Source organism: Modestobacter sp. KNN46-3 (genome assembly GCF_011039295.1).
The window spans coordinates 31,203-49,211 of the sequence record NZ_JAAKGN010000005.1; the positions used below are offsets into that span (position 1 = coordinate 31,203).

Sequence of the window (18,009 nt, forward strand, 5' to 3'; positions counted from 1 at the left end):
CAGCGCAGGGCCAGAGCCGCAGGGCAGGGCCAGAGCCGCAGGGCAGGGCCAGAGCCGCAGGGCAGGGCCAGAGCCGCAGGGCAGGGCCAGAGCCGCAGGGCAGGGCCAGAGCCGCAGGGCAGGGCCAGAGCCGCAGGGCAGGGCCAGAGCGTTCAAAACGACCGCGACCAGGTTCGGGCATGCATGGGGCACCCGGCGAAGCTCAGGCGGTCAGCCACGGGGACGACAGGGGGCGCAACGACCAGGCCGACCCAGCACGGGTCAGCACCGCGACAGAGCGCGACGACGGCAGACCGCGAACCGAGGAGCGCGAGCCACGACCGAGGACCCAGGTGCGGGCTGCCCGGGGTGGGGCCGGGCCAGCACCAAGCAAGGCAGGCGAACGCGACCAGGGGCGCACAGTCCAGGCAACGGTGGAGAGAGCGCGGCGCAATCGCATCCGTGCGACTGCGACAGCCGGTAGAGCCGGTAGAGCCGGTAGAGCCGGTGAAAGCTACCTGCGATTGGTTACCTGTGGTAGACAGTCTCCATGACCAAGGGCAGGCGACCGCTGGAGCCGGGCAGGCGGGGCGAGACGACCACCACGCCGCAGAAGCGCGACGAAGGTGGCAAGTGGAAGACCTGCCCATCGCGTAGCGCCGAACGGTGGCGCGCCCGCTGCTACTACAGGGGTCACGACGGCTTTCAGGGGGAGCTGTCGGCCACGGGACGACGCAAGGCCGACGCAGAGGCGGCCTTGGATGCCCGGTGGAGTCGCATCGAGCGGGGCGTGTCCGACGTGGAGATGACCGACAGCACGCCGTTCATCAAGGCAGGAGAGATGTACCTCGCCCACATCGCTCGCCCTGATTCTGGCAAGGCTGAGCGAACGATTACCGACTACGGGCGCACGTGGCTTCGGTATGTGAACTGTGCGACGCCCAAGCGGGTCAAGGACGGGCGGGAAGTGGATGCGCCGTCCCTGCGTGGCCTGACGCTCAAGCAGGCGAACGATCCCCAGCGGCTTCGGAACTTCCTAAACGACATTGCCGACCACGTGGGGGAGGGGGCTGCCCGCAGTACGCGGTCCGTGCTCATGGGCGTGTTCGGGCTGGCGATTGACAACGGCGTCCTGACAACGAACGCGCTGCGTCAGGTGAACCCCCCGAAGACGAGCAAGGTGAAGGGGAGCAACCGCAAGGACGGCGTCGCTCGGGACACGACTCGTGCGCTGACGGAGGCGGAGCGCAGCACCTTGATCGCCTACGCCGATGCGCAGGCGGCTGAGGCGGTGTTGGCACCGCAGACCCGGCGCAAGCGCCAGGCGACCGCCGATCTGTTGGCGTTCATGGCTGGCACTGGTGTCCGGATCAGCGAGGCACGGACGCTGCGGTGGGACGCGGTGGACCTGGCCACGAGCTCCATTCGGCTGCTGGGCACGAAGAGCAAGGCTGCCCGACGCCGGGTGGACCTCCCCTCTGACGTGGCCGCACGGCTGCGTCGTCGCCACGACGAGTCTGGCGGTACCGGGTACGTGTTCCACGCGCCGCACATGACCGGCGAGTCAAAGGCCAAGAAGTCGTCAACGACCAGGGGGGCGGGCGAAGTGCTGGTCGCCGAGCCGACCGAACGTCAGTGGGATCAGTCCAACTGTGCCCGTGCCGTTGCTGCCGTCCTTCGGGACGCGGGGTTTCCCTGGGCGACGCCTCACACGCTGCGCCGTACCGTGGCATCGGTTCTCAACGCCAAGGGCGTCCCCCTGCCGGTCATCTCTGACGTGCTGGGCCACGCTGACCCGTCCATGACCGCGCGGGTGTACCTGGGGCGAGACCCGTTCGCGGAGCGCCCAGACGTGGCCCAGTTCCTGCTCACGGGTAATTAAACCGGTAACTCGACCTGCGTGGTCACGACAGGCAATGCATAGGCGCAGGTAAGCGCGTGCCTGGCGCGCCCGGCAGGGATCGAACCTGCGACCAAGTGCTTAGAAGGCACCTGCTCTATCCACTGAGCTACGGGCGCTCGCGGCCAGATCATCGCATCGGCTGCGGGCGCCCGGTCGGGAACCCGGGGCGCTGCGCGCCGTAGCGGTGTGCCCCGACGGGACGGCGCCGGTCGTCCACAGCGAGCGGGCGTGTCCACAGTCGACCCGAGCTCCTGTCCCGCCGGGTCCGCGCGCTGGACGGTGGTCCCAGCCCGGCAGGTCGCCGGGGACAGCACCCTGAGGAGCACCGTGAACGACACCCCTCTGCACGTCGTCGGCAACGTGGTCGACGTCCCGCGCCAGAACCGCACCAGCAACGGGTCGGTGACCAACTTCCGGATGGCGTCCACGTCCCGCCGCTGGGACGAGGAGACCAAGGGCTTCGTCGACGGCGCCACGCTCTGGATCGACGTGGCCTGCTGGAACGAGCTGGGTGGCAACGTCGCCCGCAGCGTCACCAAGGGCGACCCGGTCGTCGTCGTCGGCAACCTGTCGACCGAGTCCTGGGAGAGCGAGGCCGGGCGGCGCAGCGCCAACCGGATCAAGGCCACCGCGGTCGGGTTGAACCTGGCCCGTGGGTGGTCGGACTTCACCCGGCCGGCTCGTGTCGACCGGTCCGCCGCCCTCGCGGCCCCGCCGACGCCGAGCGAGGAGACGGCGCCGAGCGAGGAGACGCCGCCGGGCGAGGAGCTCTACCGGCAGCGGTCCACGGACTACATCGGAGGGGAGGAGACGTTGGACGAGACGGACTCCGAGGTCACGTCCGAGGAGCCGGCGGTCCCGGCGCTGACGTGAGCCTCCCCGGCTGGGAGGATCGGAGCTGAGAACGCAGGGGGCGGGGCCGGTGCCCGCCGAGCACGGCCGCCCCGCCCCGCCCCCACTCGCGACCTGACGGAAGGCTCCCACTCAGTGGCCCAGTACATCTACTCGATGGTCCGTGCGCGCAAGGCGCACGGCGACAAGGTGATCCTCGACGACGTGACGCTGGCGTTCCTGCCCGGCGCGAAGATCGGTGTCGTCGGCCCCAACGGTGCCGGCAAGTCGACCGTCCTGAAGATCATGGCCGGCATGGAGACCGCCTCCAACGGGGACACCGTGCTGGCTCCCGGCGCCTCGGTCGGCATCTTGGAGCAGGAGCCGCCGCTGAACGAGGACCTCGACGTCCGCGGCAACGTCGAGGAGGCGGTGAAGGACCTGCGCGCGGCGCTCACCCGCTTCGAGGAGGTCAGCGCCGCCATGGGTGAGCCCGACGCCGACTTCGACACGCTGATGGCCGAGCAGGGCGAGCTCATGGAGGTCATCGAGAACGCCGACGGCTGGGAGCTCGACAACCGCATCGAGCAGGCGATGGACGCGCTTCGCTGCCCGCCTGGGGACGCCGACGTGCGGGTGCTCTCCGGTGGTGAGCGTCGCCGGGTGGCGCTGTGCAAGCTGCTGCTGGAGGCCCCCGACCTCCTGCTGCTCGACGAGCCCACCAACCACCTGGACGCGGAGAGCGTCGCGTGGCTGGAGCAGCACCTGGAGAAGTACGCCGGCACCGTCGTCGCCGTCACCCACGACCGGTACTTCCTGGACAACGTCGCCCAGTGGATCCTCGAGCTCGACCGCGGCCGGGCCTACCCCTACGAGGGCAACTACTCCACCTACCTGGAGACCAAGGCCACCCGGCTCAAGGTCGAGGGCGCCAAGGACGCCAAGCGCGCCAAGCGGCTGAAGGACGAGCTGGAGTGGGTGCGCTCGGGTGCCAAGGCCCGCCAGGCCAAGAGCAAGGCCCGACTGGCCCGGTACGAGGAGATGGCCACCGAGGCGGACAAGTTCCGCAAGCTGGACTTCGAGGAGATCCAGATCCCGCCGGGTCCGCGGCTGGGCAACGTGGTCGTCGAGACGGACAAGCTCACCAAGGGCTTCGGTGACCGGGTGCTCATCGACGGGCTGTCGTTCACGCTGCCGCGCAACGGCATCGTGGGCGTCGTCGGGCCCAACGGCGTCGGCAAGACCACCCTGTTCAAGATGCTCGTCGGCGAGGACAAGCCCGACGACGGCGAGATCAAGATGGGCGAGACGGTCAAGGTCGCCTACGTGGCGCAGGACCGCAGCGGCATCGACCCGGCCAAGAGCCTGTGGGAGGTGGTCTCCGACGGCCTGGACCACATCAAGGTCGGCAACGTGGAGATGCCGTCCCGTGCCTACGTCTCGGCGTTCGGCTTCAAGGGCCCGGACCAGCAGAAGAAGGCCGGCGTGCTCTCCGGCGGTGAGCGCAACCGGCTGAACCTGGCCCTGACGCTCAAGCAGGGCGGCAACCTGCTGCTGCTCGACGAGCCCACCAACGACCTGGACACCGAGACGCTGACCAGCCTGGAGGGCGCGCTCCTGGAGTTCCCCGGCTGCGCCGTGGTCGTCAGCCACGACCGGTGGTTCCTCGACCGGGTGGCGACGCACATCCTGGCCTACGAGGGCGACTCGAAGTGGTTCTGGTTCGAGGGCAACTTCGACGACTACGAGAAGAACAAGGTCGAGCGGCTCGGCCCGGACGCCGCCCGCCCGCACCGCGCCACCTACCGGAAGCTCACGCGGGACTGAGCGAGGACCCCTTGCCCCCGGCCCGCGCAGGCTCGTACCGGGACCCGGCAAGGGGGCCGTTCCATCGCGTCACCAGACGGCCGGCCGGAGCTCTGTGCTCCGGCCGGCCGTCGCCGTCTGCGGGCCCCCGTCAGCGGATGCGGGGGGCGCTCCGTCAGGCGGTGAAGCTGGCGACGAAACGGGCCTGGCCGCGGGTCTCCACCGCGTGCCTGCGGTAGTGACCGCGCACGAACGCGACCGCCCGGGCCGGGGGGAGCCCGTCCAGGACCGCCAGGCAGGCCAGCGCCGTCCCGGTGCGCCCGGTGCCGCCCGAGCAGGCGACCTCGACCCGTTCGGTCTCCGCCCGCTGCCACAGCTCGCGCAACGCGTCGTGCAGGTCGACAGGAGCGGTGGGCAACCGGAAGTCCGGCCAGCACACCCAGCGGGTCGTCCACGGGACGGGGCACGGCGGGCGGCCCAGCAGGTACAGGCCGAAGGCCGGGGGCGGGCTGCCGTCGGGCAACGGTCGCCGCAGGCCCCGACCGCGGACGCGGCGTCCTGACGGCAGCACCAACACGCCCGGCTCTGTCTCCGCCCACGGGTCCACGACGGCACCGTAGGCCTGCACGGCCCGGTACGGAACAGGGGCGGTGCGGACGGCGGCGGGCCATGAGGCAGGGTGACGGGTGTGAGGCACACCGTCGCCGTCCCGATGCGCTGGTCGGACATGGACGCCTACCAGCACATCAACAACGTGGCCTTCCTCGGCTACTTCGAGATGGCGCGGGTCGACCTGTTCTTCGACCAGCCCACCCACGACGAGAAGACGGGCCTGCGCCGGGGGATCGTGGTCGCGTCGCACGAGATCGCCTACAAGCGGCCGGTGCTCTACCACGCCGACCCGCTCCAGGTGCAGATCTGGGTCTCCGACGTCCGGGCTGCTGCGTTCACCTGCCACTACGAGCTCTTCGACCACGGGCAGCTGGCCGTCACCGGCAGCACCCTGCTGGTGACCTTCGACTTCGCGTTGAACCGACCGCGCCGGCTCACCCCGGAGGAGAAGACCTTCCTCGGTCGCCACCTCGACGGGCCCACCACCGAGACCTGACCTCCGTGGCGCCCGGCCCCGCCGTCCCCGGTGCGCGCAGGCCGCTGGCCTCAGTCGGGGAGCGGGACGATCCGGGGCTCCGGGCGGCCGGCACCGGTCGGCGCCCCTCGCCGGGCGGCCTCCTCCTCCGACACCGGCCGGACGACGGCACCCTCGGTGATCTCCGCCCCGCCGAAGACGGCCGCGTTGATGCCGCCGCGGCGCACCATCGCCTTCACCAGCCGCGCCCCGGTGAGCCGCTCGAGGTGGGCGCAGGGTGGGCAGCGCTTCATGCCGAACAGCAGGGCGTCCCCGACCGCGAACCAGTGACCGACCAGCGCGGGCAGCTCCACCCCGGCCGTCACCAGGTTGCGGCGGGTGTCGCCGGGCGTCAGCGGCACGCCCGCCTCCGCGGCGACGGCAGCGACGTCCTCCCGGTCGATGAGCGTCAGCTGCTTCTCCAGGTCCGGGTACTGCGCCCAGGTGCCGCCGCCGAGGGCGTACCGGTCACCGTCCAGCCCCCGCCCGGCCAGCAACCGCGCGGCGGGCACCCGCTGCATCGGCCCGGCCGCCGCCGGGGTGCGCCAGATCTCGTGCAGGGCGCCGGACTCGGTCACGGGGTCTCCAGGGTGGGGGAGCGCCGGCGGCGCGGCGGGGGGACGTCGTCGGCCCCGCGGGCATCGAGCGCCTCGCTCACGTCGTGGGCCATCTGCAGCACCTGCACCAGCAGCGGGGCGATCGTCGTCCGCAGCGCACGCAGCCCGCGAGGCGACCCACCGCGGGCCGCCTGGGCGGCCCGGATCCGGTCGGCGCGCTCGATCAGCACCGGGATGAACCGGAGCGCCATGGTGATGGCCAGACCCACCCGCGCCGGCCGGACGCCGACCAGCCGCAACGGGGCGCACAGCCACTCGACCACCGCCACCATCGCGTTCACCCGGGTCGTCGCCGTCACCACCGCCGCGGCGAGCACCAGTGTCAGCAGCCGGAGGCTGACGTGCGCGCCGGTGCGCACGTCGGTGGTCAGCGCGTGCACGACGAGCAGCGCCAGCAGCCACCAGCGCACCGCGCGGGCCTGCCGGGCCAGGACGGCGACCGGCAGCCGCGCCAGGAGCAACCCCACGGCGAGCACCCCGGCCAGCGCCGCGCCGGCCGCGGTGAGCGTCGGCAGGGCGAAGAGCAGGACGGCGAGGACGGCCAGGCCCAGCAGCTTGACCCCGGCGTGCATCCGGTGGACGACGCTGCTGCGCGGGACGTACAGCGCCAGGGTCACCGGTCGGCCATCAGCGCGCGGTAGGCCTGCACGGCCGGGCCCGGAGCGGCGTCCTCGACGACCCGGCCGCGGTCGATCACCAGCACCCGGTCGAAGCCGTCGAGCAGGTCGAGCTGGTGGGTCACCACGACGACCTGCTGCTCGAGCCCGACGACCAGATCGGCGATCCGGCGGGCGTTGACCAGGTCGAGCAGGGTCGTCGGCTCGTCGAAGACGATGCGAGCCGGCCGCATCACCAGCACCCCGGCGATGGCCAGCAGCTGCTTCTGCCCGCCGGAGAGCAGGTGGGCCGGGTGGTCGGCGTGCCCGGCCAGTCCGTGGCGGGCGAGCACCTCGGCTACGCGGACGGCGCGCTCCTCGGCCGGCACGCCCTGGTTCTCCAGCCCGTAGGCGACGTCCTCGGCGACGGTGGGGTGCACGATCTGCGCATCGGGGTCCTGGAACACGAAGCCCACCCGGCGCCGGACCGCCCGCACCTGGGTGCGGGTGTCCAGCCCGTCGACGAGCACCTGGCCCTCGCTGGGCACCACCAGCCCGTTGAGCAGCCGGGCGAAGGTGCTCTTGCCCGACCCGTTGGCGCCGATCACCCCGACCCGCTGCTCGCTCAGCGTGAGATCGATGCCGTCGAGCACCACCCGGTCGCCGTACCGTTGCCCGACCCCCCGCAGCTCGATGCCGCGGGTCGGGTCGGCGACGTCGACGTCGGTGCCGACGGCACCGGGACGACGGAACCTCACCGGGTGTCGACGGCCCGTCGTGGTCGCTCGATCACCGGGTAGCTGCGCCGGACGACGTCGGCGATGGCCGCCGCGGCGAAGGCCTTGACCAGGTCGCCGGGGACGAAGACGGCGGCGCCGCTCCACAGCGCGGTCTCCCACGGCAGGCCGGCGACGACCTTGAGCACCGGGACGCCGACCGCGTAGATGACGACGATGCCGCCGAGGACGTTGGCCAGCATGCCGAGGGCCACGTTGTAGCGGTCCCAGGTGCGTTCGGTCAGCCAGCCGATGACGGCGGCGGCGAGCGGCCAGCTGAAGAGGTACCCGGCCGAGGCCCCGGCGAAGGGCGCCAGGCCGCCGGCGCCGCTGGCCAGCAACGGCAGCCCGACCGCGACCAGGACGAGGAAGAGCAACACGGCGAGGAAGCCGCGGCGGGCGCCCAGCACGCTGCCGGCGAGCATGACGCCGAGGGTCTGCGCCGTGATCGGCACCGGACCGACGTTGATGGCGGGCAGGGTCCCGAGCACTGCGACGATGGCGGCGAAGAGGGCGATGTACGCCAGGTCCCGGGTCTTCACGGCGTCTCCTCCAGCCAAGCGGGCGGAGGCCCGCGTTCCCGGCGGAAGGTACCCGAGGCCGGTGCAGCGCCGACAGGCCGGGCGCGGTCACGACGGCGGCGGGGAGCGGTCTCGCCGGTGGTGGCTCGGTGGTTCACGAGCGTCCCGGGGGCTGTGTGCGCTCAGTGTCGAGGCGCTCACCTGCAGGTACATCAGCCGGTTTGCCGGGCCTGTCGGAGCCGTGTTGTCTGGGGTCCTGAGCCCCTCGGCGAAGGCAGGACAAGGGCAATGGCAACCGGGTGGTGGGCATCGCTGTGGTCGTGGTCGCGGCCCCCGCCGCAGGACGCACCTCCGGGGTCGCCGCAGCCGGGCCTGGTGCCCGACGACGGTGCCCGGCCGCACCACCCTGACGCCCCGCCCGCCGGCGACGAGGTGGCTCCGCACCGTGCTCAGCGCGGTGCGGCACCCGCCGGGGTGGCCCTGCCGCCTCCCCGGAGCCCCGTGCACGTCCGGACCGCAGGTCCGTCCGCTCGAGCCGGGTCAGCCCCTGACCCGGTGCGCAGCACCCCGCTGCGACCCCCACCGAGAACGACAGGAGCCTCATCCGTGGCACAGCTCGACAACGTCATCGCCGATCTCCTCGCGATCGAGGGCGCCAGCGGCGCCGCGATCGTCGACATCGACAGCGGCATGGCCCTCGCAGTCGGCGGTTCCCCCGGCTTCGACCTCAACGTCGCCGCCGCCGGCAACTCCAACGTGGTGCGCGCCAAGCTCCGCACCATCTCCGACCTCGAGCTGAACGACGAGATCCAGGACGTCCTGATCACGCTGGAGGGCCAGTACCACCTGATCAACGTGCTCAAGGGCCAGGGCAACGCCGGCCTGTTCATCTATCTCGTGCTCAACCGCGCGACGGCCAACCTGGCGCTGGCCCGGCACAAGCTGCGGGCGGTCGCCGGCGGCGTCAGCGTCTGACCCCGGCGTGGCGCCGCCTGCCCGGGCGGCGCCACCCGGCGCAGACCACCGACGCGGATCGACCCCGCACCGCTCACCCAAGGGCGTGGCCCGGTCGGCGTCCGGCCTCAGGCGGTGGCTGCCTCGACGATCCGGTCACGGACGGCGTCCGCTGCCAGCTGGGTGGTGTCGATCCAGCGCGTGACCCGGCCGCCGGACACGATGCCGACGCGGTCGCAGCACTCGGCCAGCTCGTCGGGGTCCACCGACACGACGACGACGGACGTGCCGTGCGCGGTGGCGTCGTCCAGCATCCGGCGCACCTGCTGGCGGGCCCGCACGTCCAGCCCTCGGGTGGGCTCGTGCAGCACGAGGACGTCCTGTGCGGAGGACGCCATCCACCGGGCCAGGGCGATCTTGTGCTGGTCGCCACCGGACAGCGCGCCGAACATCGTGCGGATGCTCAGCGTCTTGACGTCCATCTGGTGCACGGTCCGGATGACCGCGCGCAGCGTGGCGATCTCCTTGCGCACGTCGGTCAGCGCGCCCCACTGCTCCTGGGTGAGCGTCCGGGCGATCGTCTCCCCGGGGTCGACCCCGTAGGCGTCCTCGTCGGGGCGGTAGGCGGGCAGCCGCAGCAGCTCGTCGCCGGCCGCCGAGCCCAGCGACCGGGGTTCGCCGTGCAGCAGCAGCTCGTCGGTGATCGCCGGGAGCTCCCCGGACAACGCGCCGACGAGCTCACCGACGCCGGAGGAGCGGTGCCCGGTCAGCCCGATCACCTCGCCCCGGTGCAGCAGCAGGTCCACGCCCTCGACCGCGCCGGGCACCCGCAGGTTGCGCACCTGGAGCGCCACCTCGTCGGAGGCCACCCGCCGCGGGGGGAGCACGGCGGCCTCGTCCGCCGGCGCCGGCTGCGGCGTCACCCGCCGCGTGGGCAGCGGCACCTGCTCGCCCACCGTCTCCGCGGCCAGCTGCACCGGGTCCAGCGCGTCGGCCGGGCTGTCCAGGGCGATCCGTCCGTCGCGGAGCACCAGCACCCGGTCGACGACCGCGAGCATCTCCGGCAGCCGGTGGCTGATGTAGAGCACCCCGCGCCCCTGTCGGCTGAGCCGGCCGGCCACGGCGTGCAGGCCGTCCACCTCCACGGGCAGCAGCGCGGCCGAGACCTCGTCCAGCACCACCAGCCGGGTGTCCTCGGCCAGCACGCGGGCGATCTCCACCACCCCGTGCACGAAGTGCGGCAGGTCGCCGACGAGGGTGTCGGGGTCGACGTCCAGGGAGACCTCGGCGAGCAGCACCTGGGCCTGCCGGCGCAGGTCGGACTGCGGGCGCCCGGCCTGGGTGGTGCCGCGGAAGACCGCCTGGGCGACGGTGAGCCCCGGGTCGATCCGGACGAGCTGTTCGACGACCCCGACGCCGAGGTGGCGAGCGTCCTCCGCCGACAGCGGGGCGTAGGGGTGGCCCAGCAGGGTCATGGCGCCGGAGTCGGCCGCGGTGATGCCGGCGAGGACGTCGCCGAGGGTCGACTTGCCAGCGCCGTTGGCGCCCACCAGCCCGACGATCTCGCCCTCGCCGAGGCTGAACGAGACGTCCCGCAGGACGCGTCGGGCCCCGAAGGACTTCGTCAGGCCCGCGACCTCCAGCAACGACATGGGCGGGCGGGCCTCCCCCGGAGAGCGTCCCCGGCACGGCCGGCGGACGACGGTTCCAGCGCCCCCGCGACGCTGTGTAACGACAGCGATGCTACCCGCTCGGGGGTGACGCGCCTCCCGAGACGGCGAGTCCCGGGAGGCACGCCGCGGGTCCCCTCAGGCGCTGAGCCAGACCGCCGCGTCGACCGGCACCGACCCGTCGGTGACCGGTGCGCTCGCCAGGAGCAGCTGCCCCTCCGGCAGCGGGACCGGGGCGGCGGAGAGGTTGAGCAGGCAGACCAGCCCTCCAGGTCGCCGGAACACCAGGCAGCCCTCCGGGGCGGGCAGCCACTCCACGCCGTCGCCGGCGAAGACCGGGGAGCTGCGGCGCAGCGCCAACGCCGCCCGGTACAGCGACAGCATCGAGTCGGCGTCGTCCGTCTGGGCCGCGGCGGTCAGCGGCGCCCAGCCTGCGGGCATCGGCAGCCAGGTGTCGGCGGTGGTGGAGAACCCGTACGGCGGCTGGTCGCCGGACCAGGGGAGCGGCACCCGGCAGCCGTCCCGGCCGCGCTCGGTGCGGCCCGACCGCTCCCAGATCGGGTCCTGGAGCACCTCGTCGGGCAGGTCGACGTCGGGCATGCCGAGCTCGTCGCCGTTGTAGACGTAGGCGACGCCGGGCAGCGCCAGCTGCAGCAGTGCCGCAGCCCGGGCCCGCCGGGTGCCGACCTCGCCGCCGCCGTAGCGCGTGACGTGCCGGGGCCGGTCGTGGTTGGACAGCACCCAGCAGGCCGGCGCCGGGGTGGCGGCGACCGTGGCCAGCGAGTGCTCGACCGCCGAACGCAGCTCCTCGGCGTCCCACTCGGCGGTCAGCAGCCGGAAGTTGAACGCCAGGTGCAGTTCGTCCGGGCGCAGGTACTGGGCCAGCCGCTCGTCGTCGAAGACCCAGACCTCGCCCACCGCCATCCGGTCGGGGTACTGGTCCAGCACCGCACGCACCCGCTGGTGCAACGCGTGCACGTGGTCCTGGTCGAACCGCAGGTCGCCGGGGCCGTCGTCGGCGAACAGGCCGGTGTCCTCGACCGGCACCATGTCCGGCAGCCCGGCGGGCTTGGCCATCCCGTGCGCCACGTCGATCCGGAAGCCGTCGACCCCGCGGTCCAGCCAGAAGTGCAGGGTCTCCTCGAGGTCGGTGACCACCTCGGGGTTGCTGTAGTCCAGGTCGGGCTGCTCGGGGGCGAACAGGTGCAGGTACCACTGGCCGTCGGGCACCCGGGTCCAGGCCGGACCGCCGAACACCGAGGGCCAGTTGTTCGGCGGCTGGGCGCCGTCCGGGCCTGACCCGTCGCGGAAGAAGTAGCGGTCCCGGGCCGGTGAGCCCGCCGGGGCGGCCAGCGCCTCGGCGAACCACTCGTGGTCGTGGGAGCTGTGGTTGGGCACCAGGTCGATGGTCACCCGCAGGCCCAGCGCGTGGGCGTCGGCCAGCAGCGCGTCGAAGCCGGCCAGGTCACCGAAGACCGGCTCCACGCCACGGGGGTCGGCGACGTCGTACCCGTGGTCGTGCATCGGCGAGGGGTAGAAGGGCGTGATCCACAGCGCGTCGACCCCGAGCTCGGCGAGGTGGGGCAGGTGCTCGCGGATGCCCTCGAGGTCACCGACGCCGTCGCCGGTGGCGTCGGCGAAGCTGCGCACGTAGACCTGGTAGAAGACCGCGTCCCGCCACCAGTCGGCGGTCGCGGGGGGGACGGGCGTCGGGTGCTGGCTCAGCGGAGGCTCCTCGGGAGGTCGGTGCAGGTGCGGCCGCGGCGCAGGGGTCGGTCAGCGGTTCTGCATGCTGTGCGCCGCCATCTCCAGGTAACCCCACAACGTGGCGTCCTGCTCGGCGGTGAGGTCCAGGCTGTCGACGGCGGCACGCATGTGGGTCAGCCACGCATCGCGCGCCTTCTCGTCGACGGCGAAGGGCGCGTGCCGCATCCGCAGCCGGGGGTGCCCGCGCTCCTCGGAGTAGGTGCGCGGCCCGCCCCAGTACTGCTCCAGGAACATCCGCAGCCGCGTCTCGGCGCCGTCCCAGTCGTCGGCCGGGTACATCGGGCGCAGGATCGGGTCCTCCCGGACCGCGCCGTAGAAGTGCGCGACGAGGGTGCGGAAGGTCTGCTCGCCACCGATCTCGTCGTAGAAGCTGCCCGCCGAGGGCAGCGGCCGGCTCGTCTCGCTCATGACTGCGATGGTCCTCCAGGGACGGGCGCGGGGCTCACGCGGGCCGTGGTCTCACCGGGTCGGCTGCGCCGCAGGGCGATCAGCGGGACGACGACGACGACCAGCCCGATGCCGCCCGACAGCGCCACCACCGTGTTCGGTGCCAGGACCTCGGCCCCGAGCCCGGCGAGCACGACACCGAGCCCCTGGACCCCGGCGAGCCCCGCGGCCGCCACCCCGAACGCCCGCCCGCGGTAGGCGCTGGGCACCGCCTGCACGAAGGCGACGTTCAGCGGGATCGAGCAGGCGCCGCCGATCCCGGCGACGAAGAAGAGCGCCACCACGGCGGCGAACGCGGCGCTGCCGGTGCCCAGCCACACCGGCACCAGCCCGGCCAGCAGCACGCCGCCGAGGGACAGCGCCACCAGCGGGGCCAGCAGCCGCTCGCGGACGTGCGGCGGGCAGAAGCGGCCCACGACCAGGCCGCCGAGGGCGGTGCCGGCCGGCGCGGCGGCCAGCAGGATGCCGGTGGCGGCGGTGGTGCCCTGCAACTGCAGGCCCAGCGGGGTGGCGATGCCCTCGGGCGCGTTGACGAACAGTGCGGCCACCCAGAGCACGCCGACGATGGACAGCAGCCGGGGTGTGGTGGCGACGAACCGCATGCCGCTGGCGGTCTCCCGCCACAGCGACCGGACCTCTGTCCCGGCGTCGGCGGACCCGGGTGCGGGGCGGCGCTGCAGGCCGAGGGCCAGCCAGCCGGCGGAGACGGCGAAGGTGGCGGCGTTGAGCAGCAACGCCGCCGAAGGGGAGAAGTGCAGCAGCAGGGCGCCGCCGAGCAGGAAGCCGATCAGCTGGGAGAGCTGGGCCGTGACGCCGGTCAGCGAGGTGGCCACGGCGTAGCGGTCGCCCTCCAGCACGTCGGCCATCAGCGCCGAGCGGGCCGCCTCGAACGGTGGCGAGCACAGCGACACCAGCAGCAGAAGGCCCAGCAGCAGCGCCAGCGGCAGGCCGGGGACAGCCATGGCCGCCACCAGGGCCGCGCGGGCGAGGTCGCTGGTGATCAGCACCCGGTGCCGCGGCAGGCGGTCGGCCAGCGCGGCCAGCACCGGGCCGCCGAGGATCCACGGCAGGTAGCTGATGCCGAAGGTGATCGCCGACAGCAGTGCCGACTCGGTGCGCTGGTAGACGAGCACGGTCAGCGCGACCCGGGCGAGCTCGTCGCCGATGGTGGAGAGCAGGTAGGAGCCGAAGAGCGGCCGGAACTCGCCGACCGCGAAGACCTGCCCGTAGGTGGCCGGTCGGCTGGTCCCGCGGTCGGACCGAGGACGGCGGCGGCTCAGCAGCGTCCCCTGTCGCTGGGGGTGGCGATCACCGCTCGTGCCCGTTCCATGACGCGGGAGTGTGGCAGGTTGGTGGTGCACCGTCGATCACCGGCGGCGGAGCCGGGCGGCGTGCCGCCCGCGTTCCGGTACCGAGGTGCCCGGCAGCCGCCCGGCGGGGGCTGCCGCTTGGCGGAAGGGCCCGTTGACGTGACCTGCCACACTCCCGCGTCATGGAACGGGCACGAGCGGTGATCGCCACCCCCAGCGACAGGGGACGCTGCTGAGCCGCCGCCGTCCTCGGTCCGACCGCGGGACCAGCCGACCGGCCACCTACGGGCAGGTCTTCGCGGTCGGCGAGTTCCGGCCGCTCTTCGGCTCCTACCTGCTCTCCACCATCGGCGACGAGCTCGCCCGGGTCGCGCTGACCGTGCTCGTCTACCAGCGCACCGAGTCGGCACTGCTGTCGGCGATCACCTTCGGCATCAGCTACCTGCCGTGGATCCTCGGCGGCCCGGTGCTGGCCGCGCTGGCCGACCGCCTGCCGCGGCACCGGGTGCTGATCACCAGCGACCTCGCCCGCGCGGCCCTGGTGGCGGCCATGGCTGTCCCCGGCCTGCCGCTGGCGCTGCTGCTGGGCCTTCTGCTGCTGGTGTCGCTGTGCTCGCCACCGTTCGAGGCGGCCCGCTCGGCGCTGATGGCCGACGTGCTGGAGGGCGACCGCTACGCCGTGGCCACCTCGCTGACCGGCGTCACGGCCCAGCTCTCCCAGCTGATCGGCTTCCTGCTCGGCGGCGCCCTGCTGCTGCACTTCTCCCCTTCGGCGGCGTTGCTGCTCAACGCCGCCACCTTCGCCGTCTCCGCCGGCTGGCTGGCCCTCGGCCTGCAGCGCCGCCCCGCACCCGGGTCCGCCGACGGCGGGACAGAGGTCCGGTCGCTGTGGCGGGAGACCGCCAGCGGCAGGCGGTTCGGCGCCACCACACCCCGGCTGCTGTCCATCGTCGGCGTGCTCTGGGTGGCCGCACTATTCGTCAACGCGCCCGAGGGCATCGCCACCCCGCTGGGCCTGCAGTTGCAGGGCACCACCGCCGCCACCGGCATCCTGCTGGCCGCCGCGCCGGCCGGCACCGCCCTCGGCGGCCTGGTCGTGGGCCGCTTCTGCCCGCCGCACGTCCGCGAGCGGCTGCTGGCCCCGCTGGTGGCGCTGTCCCTCGGCGGCGTGCTGCTGGCCGGGCTGGTGCCGGTGTGGCTGGGCACCGGCAGCGCCGCGTTCGCCGCCGTGGTGGCGCTCTTCTTCGTCGCCGGGATCGGCGGCGCCTGCTCGATCCCGCTGAACGTCGCCTTCGTGCAGGCGGTGCCCAGCGCCTACCGCGGGCGGGCGTTCGGGGTGGCGGCCGCGGGGCTCGCCGGGGTCCAGGGGCTCGGTGTCGTGCTCGCCGGGCTCGGGGCCGAGGTCCTGGCACCGAACACGGTGGTGGCGCTGTCGGGCGGCATCGGGCTGGTCGTCGTCGTCGTCCCGCTGATCGCCCTGCGGCGCAGCCGACCCGGTGAGACCACGGCCCGCGTGAGCCCCGCGCCCGTCCCTGGAGGACCATCGCAGTCATGAGCGAGACGAGCCGGCCGCTGCCCTCGGCGGGCAGCTTCTACGACGAGATCGGTGGCGAGCAGACCTTCCGCACCCTCGTCGCGCACTTCTACGGCGCGGTCCGGGAGGACCCGATCCTGCGCCCGATGTACCCGGCCGACGACTGGGACGGCGCCGAGACGCGGCTGCGGATGTTCCTGGAGCAGTACTGGGGCGGGCCGCGCACCTACTCCGAGGAGCGCGGGCACCCCCGGCTGCGGATGCGGCACGCGCCCTTCGCCGTCGACGAGAAGGCGCGCGATGCGTGGCTGACCCACATGCGTGCCGCCGTCGACAGCCTGGACCTCACCGCCGAGCAGGACGCCACGTTGTGGGGTTACCTGGAGATGGCGGCGCACAGCATGCAGAACCGCTGACCGACCCCTGCGCCGCGGCCGCACCTGCACCGACCTCCCGAGGAGCCTCCGCTGAGCCAGCACCCGACGCCCGTCCCCCCCGCGACCGCCGACTGGTGGCGGGACGCGGTCTTCTACCAGGTCTACGTGCGCAGCTTCGCCGACGCCACCGGCGACGGCGTCGGTGACCTCGAGGGCATCCGCGAGCACCTGCCCCACCTCGCCGAGCTCGGGGTCGACGCGCTGTGGATCACGCCCTTCTACCCCTCGCCGATGCACGACCACGGGTACGACGTCGCCGACCCCCGTGGCGTGGAGCCGGTCTTCGGTGACCTGGCCGGCTTCGACGCGCTGCTGGCCGACGCCCACGCGCTGGGCCTGCGGGTGACCATCGACCTGGTGCCCAACCACAGCTCCCACGACCACGAGTGGTTCGCCGAGGCGCTGGCCGCCCCGGCGGGCTCACCGGCCCGGGACCGCTACTTCTTCCGCGACGGGTCAGGCCCGGACGGCGCCCAGCCGCCGAACAACTGGCCCTCGGTGTTCGGCGGTCCGGCCTGGACCCGGGTGCCCGACGGCCAGTGGTACCTGCACCTGTTCGCCCCCGAGCAGCCCGACCTGGACTACAGCAACCCCGAGGTGGTCACCGACCTCGAGGAGACCCTGCACTTCTGGCTGGACCGCGGGGTCGACGGCTTCCGGATCGACGTGGCGCACGGGATGGCCAAGCCCGCCGGGCTGCCGGACATGGTGCCGGTCGAGGACACCGGCCTGTTCGCCGACGACGGCCCCGGCGACCTGCGGTTCGACCAGGACCACGTGCACGCGTTGCACCAGCGGGTGCGTGCGGTGCTGGACCAGTACCCCGACCGGATGGCGGTGGGCGAGGTCTGGGTCTTCGACGACGAGCGGCTGGCCCAGTACCTGCGCCCGGACGAACTGCACCTGGCGTTCAACTTCCGGCTGCTGACCGCCGAGTGGGACGCCGAGGAGCTGCGTTCGGCGGTCGAGCACTCGCTGGCCACGGTCGCCGCCACCCCGGCGCCGGCCTGCTGGGTGCTGTCCAACCACGACCGGCCCCGGCACGTCACGCGCTACGGCGGCGGCGAGGTCGGCACCCGGCGGGCCCGGGCTGCGGCACTGCTGCAGCTGGCGCTGCCCGGCGTCGCCTACGTCTACAACGGCGACGAGCTCGGCATGCCCGACGTCGACCTGCCCGACGAGGTGCTCCAGGACCCGATCTGGGAGCGGTCGGGCCGCACCGAGCGCGGCCGGGACGGCTGCCGGGTGCCGCTCCCCTGGTCCGGCGACCAGCCGCCGTACGGGTTCTCCACCACCGCCGACACCTGGCTGCCGATGCCCGCAGGCTGGGCGCCGCTGACCGCCGCGGCCCAGACGGACGACGCCGACTCGATGCTGTCGCTGTACCGGGCGGCGTTGGCGCTGCGCCGCAGCTCCCCGGTCTTCGCCGGCGACGGCGTGGAGTGGCTGCCCGCCCCGGAGGGCTGCCTGGTGTTCCGGCGACCTGGAGGGCTGGTCTGCCTGCTCAACCTCTCCGCCGCCCCGGTCCCGCTGCCGGAGGGGCAGCTGCTCCTGGCGAGCGCACCGGTCACCGACGGGTCGGTGCCGGTCGACGCGGCGGTCTGGCTCAGCGCCTGAGGGGACCCGCGGCGTGCCTCCCGGGACTCGCCGTCTCGGGAGGCGCGTCACCCCCGAGCGGGTAGCATCGCTGTCGTTACACAGCGTCGCGGGGGCGCTGGAACCGTCGTCCGCCGGC

General features: G+C 73.4%; 17 protein-coding genes and 1 tRNA gene. 8 read left to right on the forward strand and 10 right to left on the reverse strand.

Annotated elements, in window-relative coordinates:
• The first annotated feature begins 529 nt into the window (after positions 1-529).
• Positions 530-1,861, forward strand: a complete 1,332-nt coding sequence (locus tag G5C62_RS02970) for a site-specific integrase (protein ID WP_164699941.1) — start codon at positions 530-532, stop codon at positions 1,859-1,861.
• 61 nt (positions 1,862-1,922) lie between these two features.
• Here G5C62_RS02970 and G5C62_RS02975 read toward each other — a convergent pair.
• Positions 1,923-1,998 (reverse strand) — tRNA-Arg (locus tag G5C62_RS02975).
• A gap of 211 nt (positions 1,999-2,209) precedes the next feature.
• Between G5C62_RS02975 and G5C62_RS02980 the strand changes: the two genes are divergently transcribed.
• Positions 2,210-2,755, forward strand: coding sequence for a single-stranded DNA-binding protein (locus G5C62_RS02980; RefSeq protein WP_164699942.1), 546 nt, complete (start codon positions 2,210-2,212; stop codon positions 2,753-2,755).
• Between the two features lie 114 nt (positions 2,756-2,869).
• The gene (gene ettA, locus G5C62_RS02985; RefSeq protein ID WP_036336485.1) at positions 2,870-4,540 is read left to right on the forward strand and encodes an energy-dependent translational throttle protein EttA; all 1,671 of its coding nucleotides are present in this window, start codon (positions 2,870-2,872) and stop codon (positions 4,538-4,540) included.
• A 154-nt stretch (positions 4,541-4,694) separates the two neighbouring features.
• On the opposite strand, the gene G5C62_RS28485 is transcribed toward ettA, so the two are convergent.
• The gene (locus G5C62_RS28485) at positions 4,695-5,126 is read right to left on the reverse strand and encodes a protein-tyrosine phosphatase family protein (RefSeq protein ID WP_036336495.1); all 432 of its coding nucleotides are present in this window, start codon (positions 5,124-5,126) and stop codon (positions 4,695-4,697) included.
• An 81-nt stretch (positions 5,127-5,207) separates the two neighbouring features.
• Here G5C62_RS28485 and G5C62_RS02995 point away from each other — a divergent pair, with 81 nt between their 5' ends.
• Entirely contained in the window at positions 5,208-5,627 is a 420-nt protein-coding gene (locus tag G5C62_RS02995) for a thioesterase family protein (protein ID WP_036336486.1), read from the forward strand.
• A gap of 50 nt (positions 5,628-5,677) precedes the next feature.
• Here the strand turns inward: G5C62_RS02995 and G5C62_RS03000 are convergent, their stop codons facing one another.
• From G5C62_RS03000 to G5C62_RS03015, 4 genes are read right to left on the reverse strand one after another with little or no spacing between them, the layout of a single operon-like run.
• Complete coding sequence (locus G5C62_RS03000; protein WP_231558358.1) at positions 5,678-6,223, reverse strand: MOSC domain-containing protein; 546 nt, start codon at positions 6,221-6,223, stop codon at positions 5,678-5,680.
• Positions 6,220-6,879, reverse strand: coding sequence for an energy-coupling factor transporter transmembrane component T (locus G5C62_RS03005; RefSeq protein ID WP_036336487.1), 660 nt, complete (start codon positions 6,877-6,879; stop codon positions 6,220-6,222). Before G5C62_RS03005 ends, G5C62_RS03000 begins: the two co-directional genes overlap by 4 nt.
• Complete coding sequence (locus G5C62_RS03010; protein WP_081975403.1) at positions 6,876-7,616, reverse strand: energy-coupling factor ABC transporter ATP-binding protein; 741 nt, start codon at positions 7,614-7,616, stop codon at positions 6,876-6,878. Before G5C62_RS03010 ends, G5C62_RS03005 begins: the two co-directional genes overlap by 4 nt.
• Positions 7,613-8,176 (reverse strand): biotin transporter BioY, encoded by a 564-nt coding sequence (locus tag G5C62_RS03015; RefSeq protein ID WP_036336488.1) that lies wholly within the window; start codon positions 8,174-8,176, stop codon positions 7,613-7,615. Before G5C62_RS03015 ends, G5C62_RS03010 begins: the two co-directional genes overlap by 4 nt.
• Before the next feature lie 585 nt (positions 8,177-8,761).
• On the opposite strand from G5C62_RS03015, the gene G5C62_RS03020 reads away from it, so the two are divergent.
• Positions 8,762-9,130 carry a hypothetical protein gene (locus G5C62_RS03020; protein WP_036336489.1) on the forward strand — a complete coding sequence of 123 codons (369 nt, stop codon included), beginning with the start codon at positions 8,762-8,764 and terminating at the stop codon, positions 9,128-9,130.
• Between the two features lie 107 nt (positions 9,131-9,237).
• On the opposite strand, the gene G5C62_RS03025 is transcribed toward G5C62_RS03020, so the two are convergent.
• The 4 genes from G5C62_RS03025 to G5C62_RS03040 all read right to left on the reverse strand — a co-directional run bounded on the left by G5C62_RS03025 (position 9,238) and on the right by G5C62_RS03040 (position 14,354).
• Positions 9,238-10,761 carry an ATP-binding cassette domain-containing protein gene (locus G5C62_RS03025; protein WP_164699943.1) on the reverse strand — a complete coding sequence of 508 codons (1,524 nt, stop codon included), beginning with the start codon at positions 10,759-10,761 and terminating at the stop codon, positions 9,238-9,240.
• Positions 10,762-10,917: 156 nt separating this feature from the next.
• A complete protein-coding gene (locus tag G5C62_RS03030; protein WP_241175672.1) occupies positions 10,918-12,429 on the reverse strand; it encodes a glycoside hydrolase family 13 protein in 1,512 nt (503 codons plus the stop codon).
• A 126-nt stretch (positions 12,430-12,555) separates the two neighbouring features.
• Entirely contained in the window at positions 12,556-12,954 is a 399-nt protein-coding gene (locus G5C62_RS03035; protein ID WP_052091451.1) for a globin, read from the reverse strand.
• Complete coding sequence (locus G5C62_RS03040) at positions 12,951-14,354, reverse strand: MFS transporter (RefSeq protein ID WP_241175673.1); 1,404 nt, start codon at positions 14,352-14,354, stop codon at positions 12,951-12,953. The genes G5C62_RS03035 and G5C62_RS03040 overlap by 4 nt, the downstream gene beginning before the upstream one ends.
• Positions 14,355-14,535: 181 nt before the next feature.
• On the opposite strand from G5C62_RS03040, the gene G5C62_RS03045 reads away from it, so the two are divergent.
• From G5C62_RS03045 to G5C62_RS03055, 3 genes are all read left to right on the forward strand, one after another.
• Positions 14,536-15,858 carry an MFS transporter gene (locus tag G5C62_RS03045; RefSeq protein WP_164699950.1) on the forward strand — a complete coding sequence of 441 codons (1,323 nt, stop codon included), beginning with the start codon at positions 14,536-14,538 and terminating at the stop codon, positions 15,856-15,858.
• Positions 15,855-16,253 (forward strand): globin, encoded by a 399-nt coding sequence (locus G5C62_RS03050; protein ID WP_052091451.1) that lies wholly within the window; start codon positions 15,855-15,857, stop codon positions 16,251-16,253. Before G5C62_RS03045 ends, G5C62_RS03050 begins: the two co-directional genes overlap by 4 nt.
• A gap of 126 nt (positions 16,254-16,379) precedes the next feature.
• Positions 16,380-17,891, forward strand: coding sequence for a glycoside hydrolase family 13 protein (locus G5C62_RS03055; RefSeq protein WP_241175672.1), 1,512 nt, complete (start codon positions 16,380-16,382; stop codon positions 17,889-17,891).
• The last annotated feature ends 118 nt before the right edge of the window (positions 17,892-18,009 follow it).